The sequence below is a fragment of the Acinetobacter sp. ANC 3781 genome (assembly GCF_004331285.1).
Lineage (GTDB): Bacteria > Pseudomonadota > Gammaproteobacteria > Pseudomonadales > Moraxellaceae > Acinetobacter.
In genome coordinates this window covers 85,886-112,758 of the sequence record NZ_SJOH01000007.1, presented here as the reverse complement: position 1 = coordinate 112,758, position 26,873 = coordinate 85,886, and the positions used below count along the sequence as shown (strand labels likewise).

At 40.4% G+C, this 26,873-nt stretch carries 24 protein-coding genes; 17 read left to right on the top strand and 7 right to left on the bottom strand.

Annotated elements, in window-relative coordinates; translation table 11 throughout:
• Window positions 1-7: 7 nt before the first annotated feature.
• A complete protein-coding gene (locus E0H89_RS07115; protein ID WP_131215870.1) occupies window positions 8-1,729 on the bottom strand; it encodes a long-chain-fatty-acid--CoA ligase in 1,722 nt (573 codons plus the stop codon).
• Between the two features lie 453 nt (window positions 1,730-2,182).
• On the opposite strand from E0H89_RS07115, the gene pheA reads away from it, so the two are divergent.
• The 4 genes from pheA to E0H89_RS07095 all read left to right on the top strand — a co-directional run bounded on the left by pheA (window position 2,183) and on the right by E0H89_RS07095 (window position 7,215).
• Complete coding sequence (pheA, locus tag E0H89_RS07110) at window positions 2,183-3,292, top strand: prephenate dehydratase (RefSeq protein WP_131215868.1); 1,110 nt, start codon at window positions 2,183-2,185, stop codon at window positions 3,290-3,292.
• Between the two features lie 79 nt (window positions 3,293-3,371).
• A complete protein-coding gene (gene hisC / locus E0H89_RS07105) occupies window positions 3,372-4,478 on the top strand; it encodes a histidinol-phosphate transaminase (protein WP_131215865.1) in 1,107 nt (368 codons plus the stop codon).
• Between the two features lie 3 nt (window positions 4,479-4,481).
• Complete coding sequence (locus E0H89_RS07100) at window positions 4,482-6,728, top strand: bifunctional prephenate dehydrogenase/3-phosphoshikimate 1-carboxyvinyltransferase (RefSeq protein ID WP_131215863.1); 2,247 nt, start codon at window positions 4,482-4,484, stop codon at window positions 6,726-6,728.
• A 109-nt stretch (window positions 6,729-6,837) separates the two neighbouring features.
• A complete protein-coding gene (locus E0H89_RS07095) occupies window positions 6,838-7,215 on the top strand; it encodes a hypothetical protein (protein WP_131215861.1) in 378 nt (125 codons plus the stop codon).
• A gap of 161 nt (window positions 7,216-7,376) precedes the next feature.
• On the opposite strand, the gene E0H89_RS07090 is transcribed toward E0H89_RS07095, so the two are convergent.
• Complete coding sequence (locus E0H89_RS07090; RefSeq protein WP_131215859.1) at window positions 7,377-7,817, bottom strand: DUF2147 domain-containing protein; 441 nt, start codon at window positions 7,815-7,817, stop codon at window positions 7,377-7,379.
• A 369-nt stretch (window positions 7,818-8,186) separates the two neighbouring features.
• Window positions 8,187-8,816: an alpha/beta hydrolase gene (locus tag E0H89_RS07085; protein WP_131215857.1), complete on the bottom strand. Its 630-nt coding sequence runs from the start codon at window positions 8,814-8,816 to the stop codon at window positions 8,187-8,189.
• A 124-nt stretch (window positions 8,817-8,940) separates the two neighbouring features.
• Between E0H89_RS07085 and yaaA the strand changes: the two genes are divergently transcribed.
• The 5 genes from yaaA to E0H89_RS07060 all read left to right on the top strand — a co-directional run bounded on the left by yaaA (window position 8,941) and on the right by E0H89_RS07060 (window position 13,388).
• Entirely contained in the window at window positions 8,941-9,723 is a 783-nt protein-coding gene (gene yaaA / locus E0H89_RS07080) for a peroxide stress protein YaaA (protein ID WP_131215855.1), read from the top strand.
• 187 nt (window positions 9,724-9,910) lie between these two features.
• Window positions 9,911-10,138 carry a hypothetical protein gene (locus E0H89_RS07075; RefSeq protein WP_131215853.1) on the top strand — a complete coding sequence of 76 codons (228 nt, stop codon included), beginning with the start codon at window positions 9,911-9,913 and terminating at the stop codon, window positions 10,136-10,138.
• Window positions 10,139-10,523: 385 nt separating this feature from the next.
• Window positions 10,524-11,846, top strand: coding sequence for an NCS2 family permease (locus E0H89_RS07070; protein WP_131215851.1), 1,323 nt, complete (start codon window positions 10,524-10,526; stop codon window positions 11,844-11,846).
• 80 nt (window positions 11,847-11,926) lie between these two features.
• Window positions 11,927-12,928, top strand: a complete 1,002-nt coding sequence (locus tag E0H89_RS07065) for an adenosine deaminase (protein WP_131215849.1) — start codon at window positions 11,927-11,929, stop codon at window positions 12,926-12,928.
• A gap of 100 nt (window positions 12,929-13,028) precedes the next feature.
• On the top strand, window positions 13,029-13,388 hold the full coding sequence (locus tag E0H89_RS07060; RefSeq protein ID WP_250697847.1) for a hypothetical protein: 360 nt from the start codon (window positions 13,029-13,031) through the stop codon (window positions 13,386-13,388).
• Window positions 13,389-13,469: 81 nt separating this feature from the next.
• Here the strand turns inward: E0H89_RS07060 and E0H89_RS07055 are convergent, their stop codons facing one another.
• The gene (locus tag E0H89_RS07055) at window positions 13,470-14,024 is read right to left on the bottom strand and encodes a cytochrome b (protein ID WP_131215846.1); all 555 of its coding nucleotides are present in this window, start codon (window positions 14,022-14,024) and stop codon (window positions 13,470-13,472) included.
• A 223-nt stretch (window positions 14,025-14,247) separates the two neighbouring features.
• Between E0H89_RS07055 and E0H89_RS07050 the strand changes: the two genes are divergently transcribed.
• Together E0H89_RS07050 and rnhB are read left to right on the top strand one after the other, a co-directional pair.
• Entirely contained in the window at window positions 14,248-14,640 is a 393-nt protein-coding gene (locus E0H89_RS07050; RefSeq protein WP_131215844.1) for a hypothetical protein, read from the top strand.
• Window positions 14,641-14,704: 64 nt separating this feature from the next.
• A complete protein-coding gene (rnhB, locus tag E0H89_RS07045; RefSeq protein ID WP_131215842.1) occupies window positions 14,705-15,283 on the top strand; it encodes a ribonuclease HII in 579 nt (192 codons plus the stop codon).
• Between the two features lie 66 nt (window positions 15,284-15,349).
• Here the strand turns inward: rnhB and csrA are convergent, their stop codons facing one another.
• The 3 genes from csrA to alaS form a co-directional block, all read right to left on the bottom strand.
• The gene (gene csrA / locus E0H89_RS07040; RefSeq protein ID WP_067723263.1) at window positions 15,350-15,613 is read right to left on the bottom strand and encodes a carbon storage regulator CsrA; all 264 of its coding nucleotides are present in this window, start codon (window positions 15,611-15,613) and stop codon (window positions 15,350-15,352) included.
• A gap of 249 nt (window positions 15,614-15,862) precedes the next feature.
• Window positions 15,863-17,143, bottom strand: a complete 1,281-nt coding sequence (locus E0H89_RS07035) for an aspartate kinase (protein ID WP_131215840.1) — start codon at window positions 17,141-17,143, stop codon at window positions 15,863-15,865.
• Between the two features lie 65 nt (window positions 17,144-17,208).
• Window positions 17,209-19,902 (bottom strand): alanine--tRNA ligase, encoded by a 2,694-nt coding sequence (gene alaS, locus E0H89_RS07030; RefSeq protein WP_171459139.1) that lies wholly within the window; start codon window positions 19,900-19,902, stop codon window positions 17,209-17,211.
• A 427-nt stretch (window positions 19,903-20,329) separates the two neighbouring features.
• On the opposite strand from alaS, the gene E0H89_RS07025 reads away from it, so the two are divergent.
• The 6 genes from E0H89_RS07025 (at window position 20,330) to E0H89_RS06995 (ending at window position 26,788) form a co-directional block, all read left to right on the top strand.
• Window positions 20,330-21,355: a type I glyceraldehyde-3-phosphate dehydrogenase gene (locus E0H89_RS07025; RefSeq protein ID WP_131215837.1), complete on the top strand. Its 1,026-nt coding sequence runs from the start codon at window positions 20,330-20,332 to the stop codon at window positions 21,353-21,355.
• 533 nt (window positions 21,356-21,888) lie between these two features.
• On the top strand, window positions 21,889-22,206 hold the full coding sequence (locus E0H89_RS07020; RefSeq protein ID WP_165494036.1) for a hypothetical protein: 318 nt from the start codon (window positions 21,889-21,891) through the stop codon (window positions 22,204-22,206).
• Between the two features lie 461 nt (window positions 22,207-22,667).
• On the top strand, window positions 22,668-23,834 hold the full coding sequence (locus E0H89_RS07010; RefSeq protein ID WP_131215835.1) for an ATP phosphoribosyltransferase regulatory subunit: 1,167 nt from the start codon (window positions 22,668-22,670) through the stop codon (window positions 23,832-23,834).
• Between the two features lie 68 nt (window positions 23,835-23,902).
• Complete coding sequence (locus tag E0H89_RS07005; RefSeq protein ID WP_131215833.1) at window positions 23,903-25,222, top strand: adenylosuccinate synthase; 1,320 nt, start codon at window positions 23,903-23,905, stop codon at window positions 25,220-25,222.
• Window positions 25,223-25,588: 366 nt separating this feature from the next.
• Window positions 25,589-25,897, top strand: coding sequence for a hypothetical protein (locus tag E0H89_RS07000; protein ID WP_131215831.1), 309 nt, complete (start codon window positions 25,589-25,591; stop codon window positions 25,895-25,897).
• A 114-nt stretch (window positions 25,898-26,011) separates the two neighbouring features.
• Window positions 26,012-26,788, top strand: a complete 777-nt coding sequence (locus E0H89_RS06995; RefSeq protein ID WP_131215828.1) for a M48 family metallopeptidase — start codon at window positions 26,012-26,014, stop codon at window positions 26,786-26,788.
• Window positions 26,789-26,873: the final 85 nt, after the last annotated feature.

The window sequence follows — 26,873 nt, the reverse complement described above, 5'->3', positions numbered from 1 at the left end:
TTCGAATCTAAGCGATATTTTTTTGTTGCTCTGTTTGTCGAAGTTCAGCACGTAGAATTTTTCCGACGGTTGACTTGGGTAATTCACTTAGTATCTCAATGAATTTTGGGATTTTATAGGCCGTCAGGTTTTCTTTGCAGTGCTTTAAAATGTCATCAATAGAAAGATGAGGGTTGCTTAACGCAACAAAAGCTTTAACTGATTCACCTGTTTGTTTATCCGGTATGCCAATAACTGCAGCCTCAATGACATCAGGGTGTTCTACAAGAATGGCTTCAATTTCATTAGGATAAACATTAAAACCTGAAACAATCACCATATCTTTCTTGCGGTCTAAAATGTAACAAAACCCATCTTCATCAACTTTTGCGATATCGCCAGTATGTAACCAGCCATCTACAAAAGTTTCAGCGGTTTCAGTTGGGCGGTTTAAATAACCCAAGACAATTTGTGGTCCTTTCACACAAAGTTCACCGGCTTGACCCAATGGAACTTCCTGACCTTCTGCATTCACAATTTTAATGTCTGAGCCGGGGAGTGGGAAACCGACAGAACCTTGGCGAATTTCACTGATCGGGGGATGCAGTAACGCTGCACAACTGGTTTCAGTCATGCCAAAACCTTCAATAATTGTGCCGACTTTGACCTTCCAGTTTTCAGCAGTTGCAGGGCGCAGTGCCGTTCCACCTGAAATCGCACAGGTAAGTTTTGGTGGATTTTGTACAAACCAGTCCTCTGCCAAAAGACCTGCATATAAAGTATCTACCCCTGTTAGCCAAGTAACATTAAAATTCTCAAAAGCGGGTTTTAAATTGCTGACTGGGCGTGGTGATGGAATCAGTAAATTATGTGAACCACCTTCAAAGAACATCAGAAAATTTACACTAAAAGCAAAAATATGGTACAGCGGAATGGCAGTTAAAATACAGTCCTGCTGATTAAATCCAGATTGATGTGCGCGTAAATAATCACCGGTGATTTTGATCAGTGACGCTACATTTTGATGACTGATCACCGCGCCTTTACTGCGTCCAGTGGTGCCGCCTGTGTATTGATACAGGGCAATACCATGTTGAATAGGAATGTATTGCTCTAAAGTTTTGCCAATGGCTAACGCATCTGCGAAGGTGGCATATTCAATACTTAGTTTGAGTGAGCGACCTTGAGTTTCGGCATCTGCCTGCATCTTTTGTGCAATCATGCCGCTATACGGTTCATCAAAAAACTCACTTAAACTTGCTGTGACTAAGGCAAGCGATTGAAGTTTAGGGTTTTTTTGAATTACCTGTTCGAAAGTCGCTAAAAACAGCTCGGAAACAATCAGCGCTTTTGCACCACTGTCTGTCAATTGGTACTTAAGCTCACGTGGGGTATACAGCGGATTGATATTGGTAATGATCAGCCCGACTTTCCAGCAGGCAAATATTGCAATTGGGTATTGCAGGGAATTCGGCATTTGCAAACCGACCACATCACCTTTTTGAAGCTGAAGATGATGTTGTAAATAATTGGCAAATGCAGTCGAGAGATCATCAATTTCCTGGAACGTTAAAGTCTTGCTTAAGCCAACCGGCAATACCACACTGAATGCGGGGGATTGGGGGAATTGCGCCGTGGTATGGGTGAGTAATTCTGCCAGATTAGCTCGAACTTGCTCTGGTTGAAGTTGGTAGCCATGTAATGATGCAGGTAAATGTTTTTCCCATGGGCGCTGTGCGTAATGACTCATTGATTATCCTTAAATTTATTTAAACTTCGTTTTGATTATTTATGTCAGTCCTGACATTGGTCTTTTAACATCGAGTAAACAGGTATTTTTCGCAATGATCAAGTCTGCCAATCAGTGGGATGGAAACTGAAAAAAACTAGAGAAAAATAATTATCATTAAGAGCTTTGAAATCTGACCTTATTTGCAAATGCCGATAAATGAATTTAATCAAATGCCATAAAATCGGCATGACTGTTGTGTATTTAAAAATCTACACTTGCTGCGAAATTTTGAGCAAATTGGCAAAAAGTCATCAATTTTAAATATTCATGGCAAAAACCTCAGCAATAAAATTACTGATTAAATCAACTGTATGTTTTTAAGACTGAATCAATCAAAGTCTTATTGCGTAACATTTGAAAGCTAACTATTGTTATACTGTTTGCATAATGTTTTCGAAGGGCGACATAACAATGATCCACGACGATCAAAACACCACGACTTCTCTTGACCTGGCTAAAATTCGTGAGGATATTGACTCTGTAGATCAGCAGATTCAACAACTTATCAATCGTCGAGCGAAATTGGCAGAAGCAGTGGCAAAAGCAAAATTTGCTTCTGAAGAGAATCCGTTGTTTTACCGTCCTGAACGTGAAGCACAAGTTTTACGTAATGTTATGCAGCGTAATGAAGGGCCATTGTCTGATGTGACCATGGCGCGTTTATTCCGCGAAATCATGTCAGCATGCCTGGCGCTTGAAGCTCCGCAAAGTATTGCGTTCTTGGGTCCTGTTGGAACGTTTACTCATTCAGCAGTCCTTAAGCATTTTGGACAAGATGCCATTGTCCGTCCACTGCCAACCATTGATGAAGTATTCCGTGAAGTCGAAGCGGGCAGTGCACATTATGGTTTAGTGCCGGTTGAAAACTCATCTGAAGGTGTGGTGAACCATACTTTAGACTGTTTTAAAGCCTCACATTTAAATGTCATTGGTGAAGTGGAACTGCGTATTCATCACCAGTTTCTTGTTTCATCCAATACCCGTAAAGACAGCATCAAACAGATTTATGCACATCAGCAAACATTGGCGCAATGCCGTGGCTGGTTAGATGCACATTATCCGGGTGTAGAACGTGTTGCCCTTAGTTCAAATGCCGAAGCGGCACGCCGTATTCGCAATGAATGGCATTCAGCAGCAATTGCATCTGAAGTGGCTGCAAGCATTTATGACCTGGAAATTCTACATGGCAACATCGAAGATAATCCGGAAAATACCACGCGTTTCTTGGTGATTGGCCGTGAAAAAGTGCCGCCAAGTGGTAATGACAAAACTTCATTATTGATTTCTGCGCATGACCGTGCCGGTGCATTGCTGGAAATTCTTGCACCTTTTGCAAAACACAACATTAGTCTAACCAGTATTGAAACCCGTCCGGCTTTGCCTGAAAAATGGGCCTATGTTTTCTTTATTGATCTGGAAGGCCATGTCGATCAGGAAAATGTGAAGGCGGCAATTGAAGAAATTCGTCCTTTGGTAAAAGAAGTGCGAGTTCTGGGTTCTTACCCGATTGCAGTATTGTAAATCTTATCCATCAAAGCGATGGTCAATTTTTGCATTGAAGTTGACCACATTTATCACTTGAAATAACTGGAAGAGTAACATGTCGTTTGTTCCTGCCAATGAAGGCATCTCAAAGTTAAAGCCTTATCAACCAGGTAAACCCATTAGTGAACTTGAGCGCGAGTTAGGGATTACTGATATCGTTAAATTGGCCTCGAATGAAAATCCATTGGGTTGTTCTGACAAGGTTAAAGCGGCAGTTGCTGCTGAACTGGCAGAAATCGGACGATATCCGGACGGTGGCGGTTTTATCTTAAAAGACCAGATTCAGGCACAGTTTGGCGTGACTGCTGACCGGATTACTTTAGGGAATGGTTCAAACGACTTGCTTGAAATGTTTGCCCGTGCATTCGTGTCAGAAAGCGATTCTGTAGTGTATAGCCAGCATGCGTTTGCGGTATATGCTTTGGTGACTCAAGCGATTAATGCAGAAGCGATTGAAGTGCCTGCAAAAGGCTTTGCCCATGACTTGGATGCTATGGCAGCGGCAATTAAAGACAATACCAAACTTGTATTTATTGCCAATCCAAACAATCCGACGGGAACTTGGTTTGAAGAAGCTGAATTTGAAGCCTTCATGCAAAAAGTTCCGGCCAATGTGATTGTGGTTCTGGATGAAGCCTATGTGGAATATTTCCCCGAAAACTTTAATAGCCTGAAATTCTTAGAACAATATCCAAACATTATTGTCAGCCGTACCTTGTCTAAATGTTATGGCTTGGCAGCATTACGTGTTGGTTTTGCCTTGGCATCGACAGAAGTGACCGATTACCTGAACCGTATCCGTCAGCCGTTTAATGTCAATCATCTGGCAATGGTCGCAGCTGTAGCCGCATTGAAAGATGAAGATTTTATTGAACAATCGCGTATTGTCAATAAAGCGGGTATGAAGCAATTAGAGCAAGGCTTTGATGCGCTAGGTTTAAATTATGTGCCTTCACGCGCCAACTTTATTTTAGTCGATGTACAGGCTGACCCTGCGCAGACTTTCACTGCATTGTTGAAAGAAGGTGTCATTGTGCGTCCAGTTGGAATTCCAAATCATCTTCGTGTATCGATTGGTACTGAAGCTGAAAATGCCAAGTTCTTGACAGCACTTGGCAAAGTATTGGATTTGACCAGCAGTGCGGTAGAGGAAAAAGCCTAAGTCATGTCTCAGCCACTGTTTGAAAAAGTTGCCTTTATTGGGCTTGGGCTGATTGGCTCAAGTTTGGCTCGTGTGATGATTGCTGAAAAATTGGCAAAGCAAATTGTTGCCTCAACGCGTTCGCAAAAAACCCTGGATGATGCAAAAGCACTTGGCTTGATTCAGGAAGGCTATAGCAATCCTGTCGATGCCGTGCAAGGTGCCGATCTGGTGGTTTTGGCTTTGCCGGTTCGCGCAACGCAAAAAGTACTGGAAATTATCCAGCCGTATCTGTCAGAAAAAACCATCATTACCGATGTCGGTAGCACCAAAGGCAATGTAGTCGATGCTGCAAAAGCGGTATATGGTGAAAACCTGCCAGAAGGTTTTGTACCGGGTCACCCAATTGCAGGTGCAGAACATACTGGTGTACATGCCGGTAAGGTTGATTTATTTGCCAACCATAAAGTCATTTTGACACCGCTTTCAAGTAGTGGCGACTGGGCCGTGGATAAACTGATTCAACTGTGGCAAGCTGCAAAAGCAGAAGTGATTTGCATGGATGTGGACAAGCATGATGAAGTGCTGGCCCATACTAGCCATCTTCCGCATTTAATGGCATTTAACCTGGTTGAGCAACTGGCCAACCGTGAAGATAATCTCGATATTTTCCGTTATGCTGCCGGGGGCTTCCGCGATTTTTCACGCATTGCCGCCAGTGATCCACAGATGTGGCATGACATCTTTTTTGCTAATAAAAAAGCGATTTTAAATGCGGTCGATGGTTTCGAGCTGCAACTGACTCAAATCCGTAAACTGATTGAAAATGAAGATTCCAAAGCATTGATAGGATTGCTTGAACATGCTCAAGCGGCACGTCAGCATTTCAATCATATGCTTTCTAAGAAACCTTTGATGGAGAACGATAAAGTGACACAACAATTTACCATTTTGCCGGGTGCTAAAAAATTCCAAGGTAAATTTACCGTGCCAGGTGACAAATCTGTGTCACACCGTTCCATCATGTTTGGTGCGATTGCAGAAGGTACTACGCATGTGACCGGTTTCTTGGAAGGTGAAGATGCATTGGCAACGCTTCAAGCATTCCGTGACATGGGCGTCAGCATTGAAGGGCCTAAAAATGGTGAAGTGACTATTCATGGCGTCGGTATGAATGGTTTGAAAGCACCTGCAAGTGCCTTATACATGGGTAACTCGGGTACATCAATGCGTCTGCTCGCCGGGATGTTGTGTGCACAAAAATTTGATTCTGTGATGACCGGTGATGCATCACTGTCTAAACGTCCAATGGAACGTATTGCCAAACCGTTACGTGAAATGGGTGCGCAGATTCAAACTACAGGTGAACGCGGTACACCGCCAGTATCAATTACCGGTAGCCAAAACCTGAAAGGTTTTCACTACGACTTACCTATGGCATCGGCTCAGGTGAAATCAGGTATTTTACTGGCAGGTCTTTGGGCAAATGGTGAAACTTCAGTGACAGAGCCAGAACCGACCCGTGATCACTCTGAGCGTATGCTTCGTGCATTCGGTTATGAGGTGAAAACGGAAGGTAACCGCATTTCATTGCAAGGTGGCGGCAAGTTGGTGGGTACCGATATTCAAGTGCCATCCGATATTTCATCTGCGGCGTTCTTTATGGTCGGTGCAGCCATTACCGAAGGTTCTGATGTTACCTTAGAAGCGGTAGGGATTAACCCGACGCGTACCGGTATTATTGAAATTCTGAAACAAATGGGTGCAGATTTAACGGTAGAAAACGAACGTATTGCTGGTGGTGAGCCAATTGCAGATATTCGTATCAAAGGATCGCGTACTTTAAAAGGTATTCATATGCCGGAAGATCAAGTGCCATTAGCCATTGATGAATTTCCGGCACTATTTATCGCGGCTGCATGTGCAGAAGGCCAAACCATTTTGACCGGTGCTGCTGAACTTCGCGTAAAAGAGTCAGACCGTATTCAAGTGATGGCTGATGGTTTGCAAACCATGGGTATCGACTGCACACCAACCGATGATGGCATCATCATTGAAGGTAAGGGTAAATCAGGTGACTGGTCTGCAATTTTCACTGGCGGTGAAATAGAATCCCATCATGACCATCGTATTGCCATGAGTTTTAGTATGGCAGGCTTGCGTACCTCAGGTGAAATCAAAATTGTTGGTACAGAAACGGTAGCCACCAGTTTCCCGACCTTCACTGAATTGACCAATCAAGCCGGATTAGAGATTCTAGTCAGTGAGTAATTAGTCTAATTTTGTATATTTGTTAGAAAACAGCCAAGCTTTTGCTTGGCTGTTTTGTTTTTATTGCTTATTCTAAAACCCTACAACAAGAATGCCTTTGGATAGAAAGATGAGAAAATTACAATTTACTGCAAACTGTGAAAAGCATAATCATATGTCGCACCAGTCCAACGATTGTCATGTGACTCAGGAATATGTCGCAGATCTTTTATCTAAAGAATTAGGGCAATATGGCTTTCAAACCTTGTCACAAAGTGGTGATCAGGTTGCGGTTAGTGTAGACAATCAATCCTTGCCTTTATCGGTCACTTGCCAGAGTCATGATGCAGAAGGGCATTTAGTCTGTGAAATTACTTCGTACCCAGATGAAGAGCAGGATTGGCTAGAGCGGATTACTGAACAAAGTTTATTGAACCAGTTGGCGCAAGCAGTTGAGAATACTTTGAAAGAAGATGAATCTTTTAGTGGGTTTGAATGGAAAGGTTAATTTAAGCTGAATTTTCAGTTTAAAAATTAAATGTGGCAGATATAGCTCAGGTGTGATATCTGCCACTTTTTTATTTGAGATCAACAGTATTAAAATTAATAATATAAAAATCAAGAATTTTTAGTAAAACTGATTATTAATATGATATTTTCATTGGCATTTTATTCCACCCGGAGCCAAGTTTGGCTGCGTCCAACGGCAGAAACCCCCATATAGCCGCGGAGAAATAATTTTTTCCCAGAAACATTCAGTTTACCTTTAAGTTTATAAATTTTCCCTGAGACAGGATCGAGAATTTTTCCATCTGTATAGTTAACTTGGTCGACAGACTTCAAGTTACTAATGACTTGCATGCCAATAATGGGCTGATTGGTATAGGGAGCAGGGCAGTTGGTACAAAATTCTTTTGGTGTATAGCCTTGGCGAGGAGTGGCTTTGAGTACCTTACCTGCGTATGTGCCATCGACTTGCTGCTCAATTTTAACCAAACCCTTGGCTTCCCCTGTTTTATCATCCATATAGCGCCAAACACCTTCAATATTTTGTGCCATAGCTGAAGAATAGAACAAGCTAAGCGCAATAATCCCAAAAATAGTTTTCATAATATCCCTTTAAAACAGCAATCAAATTTACGTCTAAACAGGAGCCTTATCCGACTCATGCAGTGATTATATTATTCATGGATTGTGTTATGAATTGCAATAAAGCTTAAATATTAAGCTGTTTAGCATTTTATTATATTATTGAAATAAAGGAAGTAATTTATTGAAAATAAGGGGAATAATAGCTTTTTTAAGAAATTTGTGAGATGTGTATGCAGTTGGGAGGAAGTTTGATATAAAATTTTTCTTTTAGACACTAAGAAAAAGACTCAGAAGTATTCTAAGTCTTTTTCCAATAAATAAATATCAGCATATGCCAAAATTGATTTGGCACGCAATAACACTGCTGAGTTGTTTATTAAGAGGTAGTTAAGCCACCAGATAGCGTGAAATCGCGATACGCAATTGCTTTAAATATCCAGTAAAAAAGTGGTTTGCACCCGGCAAAATCGTTAACAAATGGCGTTGTGGTTTTGCCCATTCAATCAAATCTGACAATAAAGTAACTTCATCGGCTTCCCCATGAATAAACAAAATATCGCCTTTGATAGCGGGGGTGACATAGTGACGTAAACCTGCCACGGTTGCTGTCGGTAAGCCGCATAAAATCAATTGTTTAGGCTTTATTTCATCTTGCAAACTGTGGTAGCTTTTCGCCATGACATGGGCACCAAAACTAAAGCCGCCGGCATAAAAAGGCAGGTTGATATGCTTGTTGCGAATTTGTTTAATGGTTTCTAGAACATCATCAGTTTCGCCAAAACCTTCATCATGCAAGCCTTCACTTTGGCCTGAACCACGGAAACTAGGACGATACACAATACAACCGCGTTCAAGAAACATTTGAGCAAGAAGTGTAGGGACCTTATGCTGCGGCGTTCCGCCCTGTAATGGGTGGGGATGACATACAATCGCGAATCCTTTCACTTCACCCTGAGGATAATCAACAAAAATTTCAAGTTGACCAGCAGGACCTTGAATGAAAATTTGCTCGGACATATAACAACCGATGAATAACAGGAGAATGAGGTATTTTACCGATAATGTTCAGTAAAAACACAGATTGGAAATAAAATAAGTCTACTGTTATAGTCTGTTTAATTATTTTTTGATCAGGTTGTTTATGCTCGCCCTAGTTTCTCCTGCCAAGACTTTAGATTATGAATCTGCATTACCCACTGATATGCATACCTTACCAAGATTGCTGGAACATTCACAAGAACTTATAGACGTAAGTCGTAAACTGACTGCTGCAGATTTATCCAGTTTAATGAGCGTGAGTGAAAAAATTGCCAAATTGAATGTTGAACGCTTCAATGACTGGCAATCTGAGTTAAACTTTTCTAACTCACGTCAGGCTTTATTTGCCTTTAAAGGAGATGTGTATACCGGTTTAGATGCCTATAATCTAAATGAGCAACATATTGAATTTGCACAAAATCATTTGCGTATGTTGTCTGGGCTTTATGGTTTATTGCGTCCTTTAGACTTGATGATGCCGTATCGTTTAGAAATGGGCACCAAATTGAACAATCCGCGTGGTCATAACTTGTATCAATTCTGGGGCGATCGAATTACCCACTTAATCAATGATGATCTAGAGCAGGCGAATTCGGAATTATTGGTGAATATTGCATCTGATGAATATTATAAATCGATCATTGAACGCAAAGTTAAGGCCGAAATTATTAAGCCAGTTTTTCTTGATCAAAAAAATGGAAAATACAAAGTCATTAGTTTTTATGCCAAAAAAGCACGTGGTTTGATGGCGCGATATATTATCGAAAACCAGTTAAATCAGGCAGAAGACTTAAAAGCATTTAATAGCGAAGGTTATTATTTTGATGCTGAAAGTTCACTCAAAGGCGAATTGGTATTTAAGCGTGATGAAAAACAAGCGGCTTAAGTTTGTTTGGGTTAGTCATTAAAATCCTGAAATTGATCGGGATTTTTTGGTTTAGAAATAACGTATTTAATTATTAAATATGGATATTAAAGTAAAAAAGATGATTTTAAAAGTGTGATTTTAATCACACTTTATTGTGGTTATTTGTTATGATGATGAAAAGCTTTCTAAATAATAAAATTTTCTTATGAATAAGTTATTAATTTCCATCATCATTTTTGCCGTGATAGTGCTCGGATATTGGGTCTATCAGGATTCGGAAATGAAAAAAAAGAAAGAAGTTAATCAGCTGATGCAGGATGCCCATCAGTCATTCAATATTGTCGATGCCCCTCTCCATAATCTTATTCTTAATAATGACAGTGAACCCGTTTCAGTTCATTCTTCAGCTCACTTTACTGCTAAATCCAGTTAACTTTAGTCGTTAAATGCTGATTAATAAATTTAAAACGATAGATATCTTGTTGAACTTTATAGAATAATAAATTTTAGAAACAATAAAAAATCATTGTGCTATAATTTGCCGCGACCATAATTAAATCATTCTATTTATTTTTTAAGTATATGATTTATTTGAAACAAGTAGAGCTGCATAACATTTATGCAGCTTTTTTGTTTTACAGTTTTTGTCATCTGGCTGTTTTATACCCGATGAAAAGTTGTTCAATCTACTTGTTTTAAAATTAAAATATGGCATATCAATTGCTTGGATATCTATAAAATTAATGATGATTCAATTTAGCAGATCATTAATTTTATAGCGTGCTGACAGCATAAAGTTTACTTACCGGGGTAAAGTCATGACGACTCCTAATCCATCTTCAGAGAATATGCTTGAACGCTTATTTAAGTTAAGCGAAAACAAAACCAGTTTTCGTACAGAAGTTCTTGCAGGTGTAACCACTTTCCTAACGATGTGTTACATCATTATTGTCAATCCAATGATTTTGTCCGAAACAGGCATGGATCATGGAGCTGTTTTTGTTGCAACCTGTCTGGCAGCCGCAATCGGTTGTTTGGTGATGGGACTTATTGCAAATTATCCAATTGCACTCGCGCCGGGTATGGGTTTGAATGCTTACTTTACCTATTCAGTATGTATGGGGATGGGCGTGCCTTGGCAAACTGCACTTGCTGCGGTATTTGTTTCAGGCTTGGTATTCATTGCCATCAGCATGTTTAAAATTCGTGAAGCCATTGTCAATGCGATACCAATGTCATTAAAACTGGCAATTGGTGGCGGTATTGGTATGTTCCTTGCGCTGGTTGCCTTAAAAAATGCCGGTATTATTGTTGATAACCCTGCAACCTTAGTCGGTTTGGGTGATTTAAAACAACCTTCAGTACTTCTGGCTTTGCTTGGCTTCTTAATGGTTGTAGTAATGCACCAGTTTAAGGTGCGTGGCGCAATTATTATCAGTATTTTAGTGATTACTGGCATTGCTACAGCATTGGGTTATAACCAGTTCCAAGGTGTGGTAGGACAAATTCCATCTCTTGCTCCAACATTCTTGCAAATGGACTTTGAAGGTTTGTTTACTGCAAGCCTGGTCGGAGTCATTTTTGTATTTTTCCTGGTCGATTTGTTCGACTCAACAGGAACTTTGGTGGGTGTATCGCACCGTGCAGGTTTATTAAAAGATGGCAAATTACCGCGTTTGAAAAAAGCACTGTTTGCGGACTCAACAGCAATTGTTGCAGGTGCGGCACTCGGTACATCTTCAACAACGCCTTATATTGAGTCATCTGCTGGTGTTGCGGCAGGTGGTCGTACTGGCTTAACAGCGGTTATAGTGGGCATTATGTTCTTGTTATGCCTGTTTTTAGCACCACTTGCGCAGTCAGTGCCAAGTTTTGCTACAGCACCTGCATTGCTATTTGTCGGTGTATTGATGATTCAGGGTATCGTTCATATTGAATGGGATGATATTACTGAAGCAGTACCTGCGTTTTTAACCATTGTATTTATGCCATTTGCTTATTCAATTGCAGATGGTATTGCAATGGGGTTCATCAGCTATGCGTTGATCAAACTATTTACAGGTAAAGCGAAAACTGTTCCATATATGGTATGGATTGTTGCTGCACTTTGGGCATTGAAATTTGCTGCATTTGGTGGCTAACTCACCAAATTCACAGTAGGGTGTAAACTCAAGTTTGCACCCTTTTTTATTTTTTGAAAAAAGTTTTATAAGGATAAAATATGAATCAGATTGAGCTTATCCAAGCGCTGCCAAAAGCAGAGTTACACGTACATATTGAAGGGACTTTTGAGCCTGAACTGATGTTCGCAATTGCTCAACGTAACCATATTGATATTCCGTATAAATCTGTAGATGAAGTGAAGCAGGCCTATAATTTCCATAACCTGCAATCGTTCCTCGACATTTATTATGCAGGTGCAAATGTTTTGGTGGTCGAACAAGACTTTTATGATCTAGCGATGGCATATTTTGAAAAGTGCGCTGCAGATAAAGTCGTGCATACTGAAATGTTCTTCGATCCACAAACACATATTGATCGTGGGATTGCATTTGCAGTAGTCATCAATGGTTTGCAACGTGCCTGTGATGAGGCAAAAGCAAAATTCGGCATTACATCGCATTTAATTATGTGTTTCTTGCGCCATCTAAGTGAAGAAGCGGCATTTAAAACCTTAGAACAAGCTTTGCCCTTTAAAGATCAAATTATTGCTGTAGGGCTGGATTCAAGCGAAGTAGGGCATCCACCTGCTAAATTTGAACGAGTATTTGCCAAAGCACGTGAAGAAGGCTTTTTAGTGGTAGCGCATGCCGGTGAAGAAGGTCCAGCTGAATACGTTTGGGAGGCTTTAGATCTGCTTAAAGTAAATCGAGTGGATCATGGGGTACGTTCAGAAGAAGATCCGAAACTGATGCAACGTTTAATTGCTGAAAAAATGCCTTTAACGGTGTGTCCTTTAAGTAACTTAAAGCTTTGCGTCGTCGATGATATGGCAAAACATAATATTCGTCGTTTATTGCAACAAGGTGTGCATGTAACTGTAAATTCAGATGATCCATCATATTTTGGTGGATATATGAACGACAACTTTATTGCGATTGCTGAAGCTTTAGATTTATCCAATAATGAACTGAAGCAATTGGCTAAAAATTCGTTCGAAGCATCATTTATTTCTGATGCAGAAAAACAAAAATGGTTTCAACAGATTGATGCTTTGGCCTAATCTTTTCTTTTAAAAAGTACTTCAAGATTGAGTAGATTTATTCATTAATCTGCTCAATTATTATGTAAAGAATATTGCGTGTAAAGCGTTAGGTTATATTTTGAAAAAGAGTCTTTGCTGGATAGTTGTTATTGCTTTGTTGATTGGTTCTGTAGCAGTTTTTGCAATGGATAAAAACTCTACTTTAACCCAGAAAATGTTAAAGCCAGTGGTAGAGCAGGCATGTAAAAGTGAATTGAATGATTCAAAAATCTGGCAATCAGCTGCCTTATTTATGAGTATGGAGCGTCAAAGTTCTGTGCAAAGACAAATCTGTGGTTGTGTCAGTGACAATGCGCTGAATGATGTGTCTGCGAAAGATTTGGCGATGGCATCCGTCAGCGAAGCTGCAAAAGATAGTCTGATTAAACAAGCCGTTTTAAATAGCGTGAAGGGTTGTGCTCAAGCAGCCCTGAAATAAGCTTGAACACAAGAAAAAGCCGCATCTGTGAAAAGAATGCGGCTTTTTTTATTGAATGTGTCTAGTCCTGAAATAGGTTTACTATTTTTCTTGTCGCATCATACTGCGTAAAATATTGTCTTTATCTATAAAATGATGTTTTAACGCAGCGGCAATATGACCTATCACCAGAAAACCGGCAAACCACGACAAATAAATATGTACAGGCTTAACAATGGCTAAAAGTTCGGGATTATCTTGAACAAGACGCGGAATTTCAAATAAATATAAAACAGGTGCAGGATGTCCGGCACTCCAGCTAAACAAACAGCCGGTAATCGGTAACGCAAGCAACATTAAATATAAAGCCAAATGCCCAAGATGTGCCAAAATTTTCATGAATGGCGACATAGTGTCTGGCAGTTGTGGAACAGGGTGGGTATAGCGCCAAAACAGACGAATCAATACCAGAAATATAATTGTTGTCGCGATGTTCTTATGTAAGGTGATGACTTGACCTTTAAAACTACCATTCACATCATAGCTTAAAAAATTTCCGCTATAAAAACCAATTAACCATGCGGCAATAAAAATAATAGCCATCAGCCAATGAAGCATTTGGGCTGTACGCGTATAGTATGGTGAAGTGTTTGTCATGTTATACCAACATGTAATTTATAAGTGTGCGTATCCTAATCAAATAACATATTTAAAAAAATGGGGAAGATGGAACGAAGCGTATAATTCTTGCAACGCTGAAAGCTGCATGGTTTTTAGACAGACAAGCCGCACATGGAAAATTCATTTGAAATATAGATTTCTTCTAGGGGAAAGTTTCGGCAGAATATGCCCAACAGATTTTATAACAAAGGATTTAACTGTGAAAAAATTAATTGCTGTGCTTGCACCTTTAACTTTAGCTCTTAGTGCATGTATGTCAACTGGCACAACGACAGGTACAGCGGGTGCAACAGGTACGCAATCCGCAACTCAGCAACTGGGTAATGCTGCACTTAAAATTGCCATCAATGCAAAATGTACAACTGAGTTGAATAATATTGCGGCATGGCAAACGGCCACTAAATTGATGACTGCAACTCAAAAACAAAATATTCAATCTGAAATTTGTGGTTGCGTTAGTGAAAAAGCACCGCAAAGTGTAACAGCGGTAGATTTGGCAACCGCAGCAATTGACCCGGCGGCACGTAATACCATTGTTTCAAATGCAGTGACTAAAACAATTAATGCCTGTGTTGCGGAAGCAGTGCAATAATCGTTAATAAAGTAATAAATAGGCTGACTTGTTCAGCCTCTTTTTTTAGGTAGGCAGACAAATTATGAAAATTGCTGGTGCAGATGAAGCAGGACGTGGTCCACTTGTAGGTTCAGTTGTTGCAGCTGCAGTCATTTTAGATCCCAATAATCCTATTGAGGGCTTAAATGATTCAAAAAAACTCACTGAAAAAAAACGTGAAAAGTTATTTGTAGAAATACAGGAGAAAGCCTTGGCTTGGGCTATTGCTGAAGCAAGTCATAAAGAAATTGATGAGATTAATATTCTTCAGGCATCATTATTGGCTATGCGTCGCGCTGTAGAGGCTTTAAGCATTCAACCTGAACATGTACTGGTGGATGGTAATAAAGTTCCACTAGGATTAATGATGAGCTGTGATGCAATAGTGGGTGGCGATGCCTTACATGCAGAAATTTCAGCTGCCAGCATTTTAGCCAAAGTCACGCGTGATCATCAGATGGTAGAACTTGATCAGCAGTATCCGCACTTTGGTTTCGCTAAACATAAAGGTTATCCAACCAAAGCCCATTTTGAGGCGATTGAGCAACATGGTGTTATTGATCAGCATCGTCGCAGTTATGCGCCAGTGAAAAAAGCCCTGGCTTTGCTTGAACAAAACTAAAAACGAATAGCCAGATAAATTTAAAGCGGCTTATGTAAGCCGCTTTAGGGAAAAAACATTTAATTTTTAACGATTAAAGTCATTCTGGGTATTCTGTGGGAAATTATCTTCTTCAAAAGAAGGTTGATAATCTTGATCGAGATGTTGAAGATGTTCGTGCATAGCGCGTTCATGTTGAATTCGTTGGTAAATTTCTTCACGATGAACGGATACTTCTTTTGGAGCATTTACGCCAATACGAACTTGATTTCCTTTAACACCAAGTACAGTTACACTGACCTGGTCCCCAATCATTAATGTTTCTCCGACACGTCTAGTCAGAATCAGCATGTTTATCTCCTTGCAAAATGCTAAACCTGCAATTGATCTAAAATGTAAAAACCACAACCTTAAATATCAAAGAAAATTTTAACAAAGCAATGTGACAAACTTCGTCCTATATACCTTTTTGTTAAAATTTTCTTAAAAGCACAGGGCTAATATAACAGAGCCATTATAAGAAAAACTATAGTGGCTCTGTTTTTTTCTACTTTTTTAAAAAGTGTCTAACAATGACAATTTTTGACATCTTTTCCGATATTATGTACGTACGCTTGATTCGCCATGTTCACGGTCTAAACCGAAAGCAGTGTGAAGGGTACGTACAGCAAGCTCTAAGTAGTTTTCTTCGATGATCACGGAAATCTTAATTTCTGAGGTGGAGATCATCAAAATATTAATGCCTTCCTCAGCTAGAGCAGTAAACATTTTACTTGCCACGCCAGCATGTGAACGCATACCAACACCCACAATCGATACTTTTACGATATCTGAGCGAGTTGCAACTTCACGTGCACCAATTTTTTTCGCGGTATTTTCAAGAATTGTTTTGGCTTTGGTTAATTCACTACGGTTCACTGTAAATGTGAAATCGGTTGTACCGTCTTCTTCAACGTTTTGGATAATCATATCCACTTCAACGTTGGCATCACCAATTGGACATAAGATTTTAGCTGCAATACCTGGTTCATCAGGTACACCTAGAATCGTTAATTTTGCTTCGTCACGGTTAAATGCGATACCAGAGATAATTGGCTGTTCCATGTTGTCTTCCAATTCAGTAGTAATAAGAGTGCCGACGTTTTGTTTAAAGTCTTCGTCAAATGCGCCATCATTGTCATTATCAAAACTTGATAATACACGTAAAGGCACTTGGTATTTACCAGCAAATTCAACTGAACGAATTTGAAGAACTTTAGAACCTAAAGATGCCATTTCAAGCATTTCTTCAAAAGAAATACGATCAACTTTTTTTGCTTTAGGTGCAACACGAGGGTCAGTGGTATAAACACCATCTACATCTGTGTAAATTTGACATTCATCTGCTTTGAGTGCAGCAGCAAGTGCAACACCGGAAGTGTCTGAGCCACCACGACCTAAAGTGGTGGTATTGCCTTGTTCATCAAAGCCTTGGAAGCCAGCAACAACCAGCACGCGACCTGCATCTAGATTTTCAGTTAAAACATCAGTATCAATGGCTTCGATACGCGCTTTAGTGAATGCACTGTCAGTTTTAATGCCAACCTGGCGACCAGTGAGCGACTTTGCTTCAACACCGATAGAGTTAAGTGCCATCGCTAACATGGAAATCGTAACCTGTTCACCTGTAGAGACCATTTGGTCAAGTTCACGCGGATCAGGAATTTCGGTAATGGCCTTCGCTAAAGCAAGTAGGCGATTGGTTTCGCCACTCATTGCCGAAACTACGACCACTAACTTGTGGCCATGGTCATGCCAGCGCTTTACACGACGAGCAACATTTAAAATGCGCTCCGGAGTACCCATAGAGGTACCGCCATATTTTTGAACGATTAATGCCATAGTTGTTCCATAAAAGCCATGACCCTGATATAGCTATCAGGGTCCGTTACACAAAAAGTGAAGTCTTATTTTGCCTCAAGCCAGGCAGTTAAATCTACCATCACTGTTGCAAACTTCTCGTTAAGTGGCGCGCCACCTTGTGCCAAGTCAGGTTTACCACCGCCTTTACCACCGAGTTCGGTAGCCAAGTGTTTGATGATGTCACCTGCTTTAATGTTGGCAGTAAAATCTTTTGCAACAGAGGCAATAAGGCTAACTTTGTCGCCTTCTAGACCCGCAAGCACGATCACTGCATTGTCTAATTTAGATTTCACACCGTCATGCAGGTTGCGAAGTGATTTCGCATCCATGTTTTGTACAGTGGTAATCAATGTCGAACGACCGGCAATAGTTTGAACTTGGCTTAAAAGTTCAGCTGCTTGGAAGTTCGCAAGTTTTTGATTCAATTGTTCAATTTGTTTTTGCAGTTGATGTGCAGTGTCTACTACAGCTTCAACTTTTTCTACCGTTTGATGATTTTGTGCTTTTAATAAACTGTTGATGTATTGAACATCACGATCAGTTTTTTGCACCATTTCAACTGCTTTAGTACCTGTTACCGCTTCAATACGACGTATACCTGCTGCCACACCACCTTCAGAAGTGATTTTGAACAAGCCGATATCACCGGTACGTTTCACATGGATACCACCACATAGTTCGATCGAGAAGTTTTTCTCCTCAATGATTGAACCCATGGACAATACACGTACTTCGTCACCGTATTTTTCACCAAACAACATCATCGCGCCTTTTTCTTTGGCGGATTCAATGTCTAAAAGTTCAGTGGATACTGCAGTATTGGCAATCACTTCTGCATTTACCAAGCGTTCTACTTGCTGAAGCTGTTCGAACGTAACCGGTTGGTCGTTGGCAAAGTCAAAACGTAAAATGTCGCTGGCAACCAATGAGCCTTTTTGTTGTACATGTGAACCCAACACTTGACGAAGCGCAGCATGTAAAAGGTGAGTTGCCGAGTGATTACGTGCGGTTGCAGCGCGGATATCTGCTTTTACAATTGCTTCAACAGACTGGGTCGCTTTTAAGGTGCCCATGGTCACGATACCTTGGTGTACAAATGCAGCACCTGATTTCTTGGTATCTTGAACTTCGAAAATACCGGTATCATTTTTAAAGATACCTGTATCACCGATTTGACCACCACTTTCTGCGTAGAAAGGGGTTTGGTTGAGTACGATTAAAGCTTCATCGCCTTCAACCACTTCTTCAACCTGTTCGCCATCTTTATAGATCGCAACAATTTGACCTTGACCTTGAGTGGCTTCATAGCCTTCGAATTGAGTTTCGCTGTCGACATTTACAATCGAGTTGTAATCAATTGCGAATTTACCTGCATCACGTGCACGTTGGCGCTGCGCAGCCATTTCAACTTCAAAGCCAGCTTCATCAATGCTTAAATCACGTTCACGTGCAATGTCAGCAGTCAAGTCAGTCGGGAATCCATAAGTGTCATACAGTTTGAATACGGTTTCACCCGGAATCACGTTACCTTTAAGTTGAGCCAATTCGCCTTCAAGCAATTTCAAACCTTGCTCTAAAGTTTTCGCAAATTGCTCTTCTTCTTTCAGTAATTGTGCTTCGATGCGTGCTTGTTGCGCGGCAAGTTCAGGATAAGCTTCGCCCATCACTTCAATCAAAGGTTGCAACATTTTATGGAAGAATGAACCAGTTGCACCTAATTTGTTACCGTGACGAACAGCACGACGGATAATACGACGCAGTACATAGCCACGGCCTTCGTTAGAAGGATTTACCCCGTCAGCAATCAGGAAGCAACATGAACGTGCGTGATCCGCTACAACTTTTAAAGACGCAGGATATTGAACCGGCGTGTTTTTCTCAGCTGCTTCAGCTTCAATGGCAGTGGTATCCATGCCAATAATTTCTGCAGCTGATTTGAGTAGGTGTTGGAATAAGTCGATTTCGTAGTTTGAGTTTACGTGTTGTAAAACTGCAGAAATACGTTCCAAGCCCATACCGGTATCAACCGAAGGCGCAGGGAGTTCATGCAATACGCCATCTGCAGTACGGTTGAACTGCATGAATACGTTGTTCCAGATTTCAATGAAACGGTCGCCATCTTCTTCTGGTGTGCCTGGTAAACCACCCCAGATATGGTCGCCATGGTCAAAGAAAATTTCAGAACATGGACCACAAGGACCGGTGTCGCCCATTGCCCAGAAGTTATCTGATGCGTATTTTTCGCCTTTGTTATCACCAATACGGATAATGCGGCTGGCATCTAGACCAATTTCTTTGTTCCAGATGTCAAAAGCTTCATCATCGGTGTGATAAACAGTGGCATAGAGTTTATCTTTAGGAAGGGCTAACCATTCGTCGCCCGTCAGGAATTCCCAGGCAAATTTAATGGCATCACGTTTAAAGTAATCACCAAATGAGAAGTTACCCAACATTTCAAAGAAGGTGTGGTGACGTGCGGTATAACCGACGTTGTCCAAGTCGTTGTGTTTACCACCGGCACGTACACACTTTTGTGACGATGTCGCGCGAACATAATCACGTTTTTCCAAGCCCAGGAAGCAGTCTTTAAACTGGTTCATCCCGGCATTGGTAAACAATAAAGTCGGGTCGTTGGCGGGTACAAGTGAACTCGACGCGACACGTGTATGCCCTTGCGATTCAAAGTAACGCAAAAATGCTTCACGAATTTCAGCTGATGTCATAAAACGAGTACTCACAACCAAGTCACTCCATATTTCGTATTGGCTAGAAGTATACCGAGCATTTTCATAGAAGATGAACTGCCTGAGTACACCGGGCTTAAAATTTTAAAACGCCAAATTATAACGGAAAAAGCTGCATGCACCAATCACTTTAAGGCGAATTCATGACAATTCTATGTATTCGCGATATAGGCATCTTGAGGTAAATCCAAGTGTTAATTTATATCATCAAACTGCAATTAAAGTTTAACGAATGCTTGAATGAATATTTTTAGCTTGCTTTTTCTGATGCTGATTTGTGATAAAACCACTTTATCAGTGCAATATAATGTGGTTGACGTACTGTATTAAATAAAGACACGTGAAGAAATGGTATCGGATTTCGGTTGAAATCCATTAACATACCCTGTGTTTACATCTCCTCAAGAATTAAGGATATCTGATGCAACGAGTAGCCATTAATGGTTTCGGGCGAATTGGTCGCAATGTATTACGTGCTTGGTTTGAAAATCCCAAGGATTTTCATTTTGATATTGTTGCGATTAATGATGTTGCAGATGTAGAGACTTTAGTTCATTTGTTTAAGTACGATACTACCCACGGACGCTTTAAAGGCAAAGTCGAAGTCTTGCTGGAAAATGAACAGATTTTTTTGCATATTTCAGCCGGTTTGGCGCAATTAAAAGTACAGGTATTTTGTCAGGAACAGCCTGAACTTTTGCCGTGGAATGATTTAAATATTGATGTGGTGCTTGAATGTACGGGCTTGTTCCGTTCACGTGAAGCGGCAACCAGACATGTTACCGCAGGGGCGAAACGGGTCATTATTGGGGCTGCGCCTTTTGACAGTGTGGATGCGGCTATTGTGTATGGTGTAAATCATCATGAAGTTAAAGCAACAGATCAAATTATTTCCAGCGTATCGTGTACCACGCAAGCTTTGGTGCCACTGGTTAAAATCATTGATGATGCTTTTGGCATTGATACCGCCCTTATGACAGAAATTCATGCGGTCACAGCTGATCAGTCGGTACTGGATCATGCACATCGTGATTTACGTCGTGCACGAGCTTCGGGGCAAAATATTATTCCCACCACATCTTCAGCATTGGCTGCATTAAAACGTGTTATGCCAAAAATGGAAGACCGGATTGATGGTTATTCCATTCGTGTACCGACCATTAATGTCGCTGCCATTGATTTAACTTTTGTTGCTCAATCACATGTTACCGTGCATAAAATTAATGAAGTCCTGCTCAAGTCGGCACGGCATGGCTATGCGGAAATTATGGATGTGACAGATGAAGCTTTGGTGTCATCTGATTTTAATCATTCACCCTATTCTTTAATTGTGGATTTAAGCCAAACCATGGTGGTTGGACATCAAGCAAAAGTATTTGCCTGGTATGATAACGAGTGGGGTTATGCCAATCGCTTGCTGGATTTATGCGAGTCATTTACATCATAAAACTGATGTGTATTAGATATCTCGTGTGTCTTGATTTTGAGAAGTAATTTCTTGTTTTTTATTATCGGGTCACATCATTGCATGAGCTGGCCTTGATTGGCTAAGGCGTGAGCGAGGGGTTGCCTTGGATAAAATGAAGGGCAACCGCAGCTCATTTGAATATTTTTAGTATCATGAAATGGCTTGAACAGGCATTTCATTGATTCATTACTTTATGCTTAAAGTGTTTGTTTTTTAGATGGTGATGTGGTTCTAGAAATAGAACAAATCTTAATAAACTGATCATATAAACAACGATAAAATGATGTTTTAATCACTTTTGATCGATCAATACATATAAAATTTAACTTGCTAAAAATCTAATCTACAAAGCAAGTTGAAATAATTTTTGATAGGTTTGGGAAAAGACTGAGCTTGTTTACAGTAATCTTTTATATATAAAATACATTGCTTAAATTAGGCTTTTAAAAAATTCACTTCATTAATTCGCCATGATGTTGAATAATAACTAAATAAAATAAGAGCATCTACCTATGTTGATATTTATATGGGGTTTTATTCTGCTATTAGCCATAGCAGTGATTTTTCTGATTTGGGCACAATTTACCAATCAAAATGATGCGGTCAGTGACATTCAAATGAACCTGCAACTCGAAGAAAAAGTGATTCATTTGGAACAGAACCTAAAGAAAACCTTGGAAATTATGCAGGACTTGGCCAAAAAAATGCACATTCAGCAAGAAGTGCTTGATAAAACCAGCGCTAAATTAAAGCAGGTCGAGTTGCAAAATGCCGAATTGGTTGGATTGTTGACAAGGGCAGTCAATTCCTCGGACAGACCCTCGGGATAAGTTCATCCTCGTTGCGCTCTAAAGAATAACAAACCTTAAAATCGCGGCCGATGTCATGCTCATCAAAACCGTAGGCAGTAATGAAAAACGTGAAGCTGCTATTAAAGTAATCACAATTGCAAGCAGCATTGCGGAGTGAATCATTATTCATCTCTTATTAAAAAGAAAGCAGATACAAAATGTAAAAACTGAAATTCCATTACAAAAGTTTAAACAAACCACTGAATTGCTTTTGAGATGATAATAAAATAATAAACATTTTTAGCGTCATCTTTGAGCGCTATAGCCGCTTTAAATGAATTGGAGTATTTTTGTCTGATTAAACAATAAGTATTCCGCTATTTTTTGTGAAAAAGTCAGATGCACAGCTAAAACTATCGTGCTAGACTAGGAGAAATCGGGTGTGCTCCCGATTTTTTTATGCGGATAACTTCCGCTCTGACAGAATTTAGGTTTACAACATGCCCATTTCAGAGACATGGTTATTACCTGATGGTGTAGCTGATGTATTACCAGAACAGGCGCAAGTGATTGAAACTTTGCGTCGTAACGCACTAGATTTCCTCGCATCTCGAGGTTATCAATTGGTGTACACGCCATTTATTGAATACATCGAATCTCTATCTTCTCTTTCAGAATCGAATCAAGATTTAGACTTAGCCACTTTTAAAGTCATCGATCAATTATCAGGTCGTTTACTTGGTGTGCGTGCCGATATGACACCACAAGTGGCTCGTATTGATGCGCATGTACATCCAGTCGAAGGGGTGGCGCGTTATTGCTACGCTGGCACGGTTTTACACACTAAACCTCAAGGGTTTAATACCACACGTGCACCCCTGCAATTAGGTGCGGAGCTTTTCGGTTCAGACAGTATTGATGCAGACGTTGAAATGGTTGACGTTATGCTGAGTCTGATCGAAACGTCGGGCTTGGCAGATGGGATCCATCTGGATTTGGGTCATGTCGGTCTATTCCGTAGTTTAGTGAGACATGCGGGTTTGACCAAAGCTGTTGAAAGTCGTCTTTCAGACCTTTATCAACGTAAAGCCTTACCTGAACTTGCAGAATTTACCCAAGAATTAAAATTTGGTGCAGATTTTTATACCCTAGGTCGTTATTCAAGTGACCTGGATGCATTACGAGCCAATTTAAGTGCTGAAATTTTTGCCGATGAAGCATTCAAGCAAGCATTTGAGGCTTTGAAAACGACACAAGTCGAGATTCAGTTACGTTGGCCAAATCTGCATATTGGTATAGATGTTGTAGAGTTGCGCTCATACCATTATCACACTGGTCTAATGTATGCAGTATATGCACCAAACCGTGCAGCACCACTGGCTCAAGGTGGACGTTATGATGGGATTGGTGAGCATTTTGGTCGTGCACGTCCTGCTACCGGTTTTTCGTGCGACTTATATGCCTTAAGCGCAGGTCAATTTAAAGATTTAAATGTAGTTGTTGCACCGAAGGGTACAGACGCAGATTTGCTTAAGGCAATTTCAAATGCGCGTACACAAGGCTTTGGTGTAATTCAATTACTCGGCAACGACAGTTTAAACTCGGTACCGCATGCAACGCATCAATTGGTGAATGTGGCAGGTGAGTGGACAGTCGAAAAGATTTAATGATGTGAATTGGTATGATTAACTAATTCAAGTTTTCAATTTTAACAGCATGATGCAATGAGGCTATTATGGGCAAGAATGTTGTGGTACTTGGTACCCAATGGGGCGACGAAGGTAAAGGTAAAATCGTTGACCTGCTCACAGATCAAGCGGCTGCGGTAGTTCGTTACCAAGGCGGACACAACGCAGGTCATACACTTGTGGTTGGTGGTAAGAAAACTGTATTACACCTCATTCCATCTGGTATTTTACGTGAAAACGTATTGTGCTTAATTGGTAACGGTGTGGTTCTTTCTCCTGAAGCGCTCATCAAAGAGATGGATATTCTTGAAAAAGAAGGTGTCCCAGTTAAAGAACGTCTACGCATCTCTCCAAACTGTCCGTTAATTTTGCCGAACCACATTGCACTTGACCAAGCGCGTGAGAAGAAACGTGGCAATGCGAAAATCGGTACTACGGGGCGTGGTATTGGTCCAGCCTATGAAGACAAAGTTGCACGCCGTGCAATCCGTGTTGCGGACCTTGTTCGTGGTGGTGGGCATCTTAAAGCTCAGCTTGCTGAACTTCTGGATTACCATAACTTCCAGTTAACTCAATACTATGGTGTTGAAGCGGTTAAATTAGAAGATGTGCTGGCACTTTGCGACCAATGGCGTGAAGTCGTTACTCCACTGGTTGTGGACGTAACTACGGAATTGCACAATTACCGTAAAAACGGCGACAACATTATGTTTGAAGGCGCGCAAGGTTCACTCCTTGATGTAGACCACGGTACGTACCCGTATGTAACATCTTCAAACACAACTGCTGGTGGCGTAAGCTCAGGTTCAGGTCTTGGTCCTTTGCATCTTGACTATGTACTAGGCATTACCAAAGCTTATACAACGCGTGTAGGTGCGGGTCCATTCCCAACGGAATTGGTTTACGATGCTGCAAATGACACAGGCGACCAAATTGGTAAACATTTGGGTACGATTGGTCATGAGTTTGGTGCTTCAACTGGTCGTCAACGCCGTTGTGGTTGGTTCGATGCTGAAATTTTACGTCGTTCAGTAGATGTAAACTCACTTTCAGGTATTTGCTTAACTAAACTTGACGTTCTTGATGGTTTAGAAGAAGTAAAAATCTGTGTGGGTTACGAAGCGGCAGATTCTGGTTGTGTCGGTTCTTCCGATGCGCTTGCATTTGAAACCTTAAAACCAATTTATGAATCTATGCCAGGTTGGTCTGAGTCTACAGTGGGTGCAACTGATGTTGCTCAATTACCTGCGAATGCGATTGCTTATGTCAAACGTATTGAACAGTTGATTGAATGTCCAATTGATATCATTTCAACAGGTCCTGACCGTGCAGAAACAATTGTACTGCGACATCCGTTTGATGCTTAATTTAAAATATTGAAATAGATCAAAAAAGCCTCGCTAAATACGAGGCTTTTTTGTATGAATTATTTCGAGACATATGAGGCAAACCAGTGAGCTAATGCTGATGAGCTGAGAGGTTTTACTGTTTAAATTTAGTTTTGCCTTGCGCTGTAAGCAAAGCATGGTTTTGTTCTTGCTCAAGTTGCGAATGATGTTTTTGCTTATCAAATCACAGGATGAATCCAAAAAATGTCAGTCAATTTCTTAAATAGCAGGCATTAAATTGATGAGGGAAATTTTGCCAAGACTAAAGTTGCATCAGAGAAGACTGTTTAAATAGCTGGTGCTTGTTAGAATACCCCTCATAAGATAAATGAAAGGTTATGCTAGATGCATAAAAATATTTCAGGAACAATATTTTATTCCTTACTATTTGCTATGGGCGGAGCACCGACTATTGCGATGCTGATCATTCAGGCACAAACGCAAGATCCCAATATTATCTATAATGCATTTATTGGTTTAAGTGTAATTATTGCCTGCATTTTAGTTCCATTAATTCTCATACAAAATGCTATTTTATTTTTTAAAAGAAAAAATGAGCAGCTTGAACAAAAAATTAAACCATTATGCCAAGTATATTTGGTTTTGAATTTTTTATGTCTTATTTATTGGCTTAGTTTTCAGTTTCTTAAATAACTACAGTTACATAAATGATATGAATATGGATGGAATAATAATTTAAAGCTTATCTATTATTGCCCTATAATCTGCTTAAAACTGATATCTGTTTTCAAGGTGGAGATTATTATAATGAACAGCAAACTCGTTTTAAGTTTGTGTGCAGCTAGTGTGATTACTATTTCAGGTTGTACTACTGTAGCAGAAATGGCAGGGGCGGATTCATCGACATTAAATGTAGCGGCAGCACAAGGCTTTAATAAAACAGTTCAGGAAGCGAGTGCCAATAAAACCTTAGATACAACTTCAGCGACTTATAAACGCATTAATGCGGTATTTTTACGTTTAAAACCTTATGGCGATCAGATCAATCAAACAGGTCAAAAGTTTGACTGGAAACTGGCTGTTCTAAAATCGGATCAGGTGAATGCGTATGTAGCACCGGGTGGTAAAGTGGTGTTCTATACTGGTATCGTGAATAAATTAAACCTGACTGATGCAGAAATTGCGGCAGTCATGGGTCACGAAATGGTGCATGCTTTAGAGGAACACTCTAAAAATAAAATTGGTCAACAAGCATTAACTGACTTGGCTTTAAGCATTGGCCTAAGCGCTGCGGGAAGTAATGTGGGTCAGTTGGGCAGTGCAGCTGCTCAGTTGGGCGCGCAAGTGGGCGTAGGTTTGCCATATTCGCGTAGTCTGGAAAGCCGTGCAGATCAAGGCGGTTTAATGCTGATGGCGCGTGCCGGTTATAACCCACAAGCTGCTATTACCCTGTGGGAAAAAATGAATAAATTGGACGGTGCGGGCGGTACTTCATTCTTGTCTACTCACCCTTCAAATAGCCAGCGTATTGAAGCTATGCGTAAAAACTTGCCAGCCGCACAAGCGATTTATAACAAACGTTAATCGGTTCTTGGCTCATTAAAAAAGGATGCGATATGCATCCTTTTTATTTGTAGTTTTTAAATTAGTTTAAAAGTATTTATTTAAA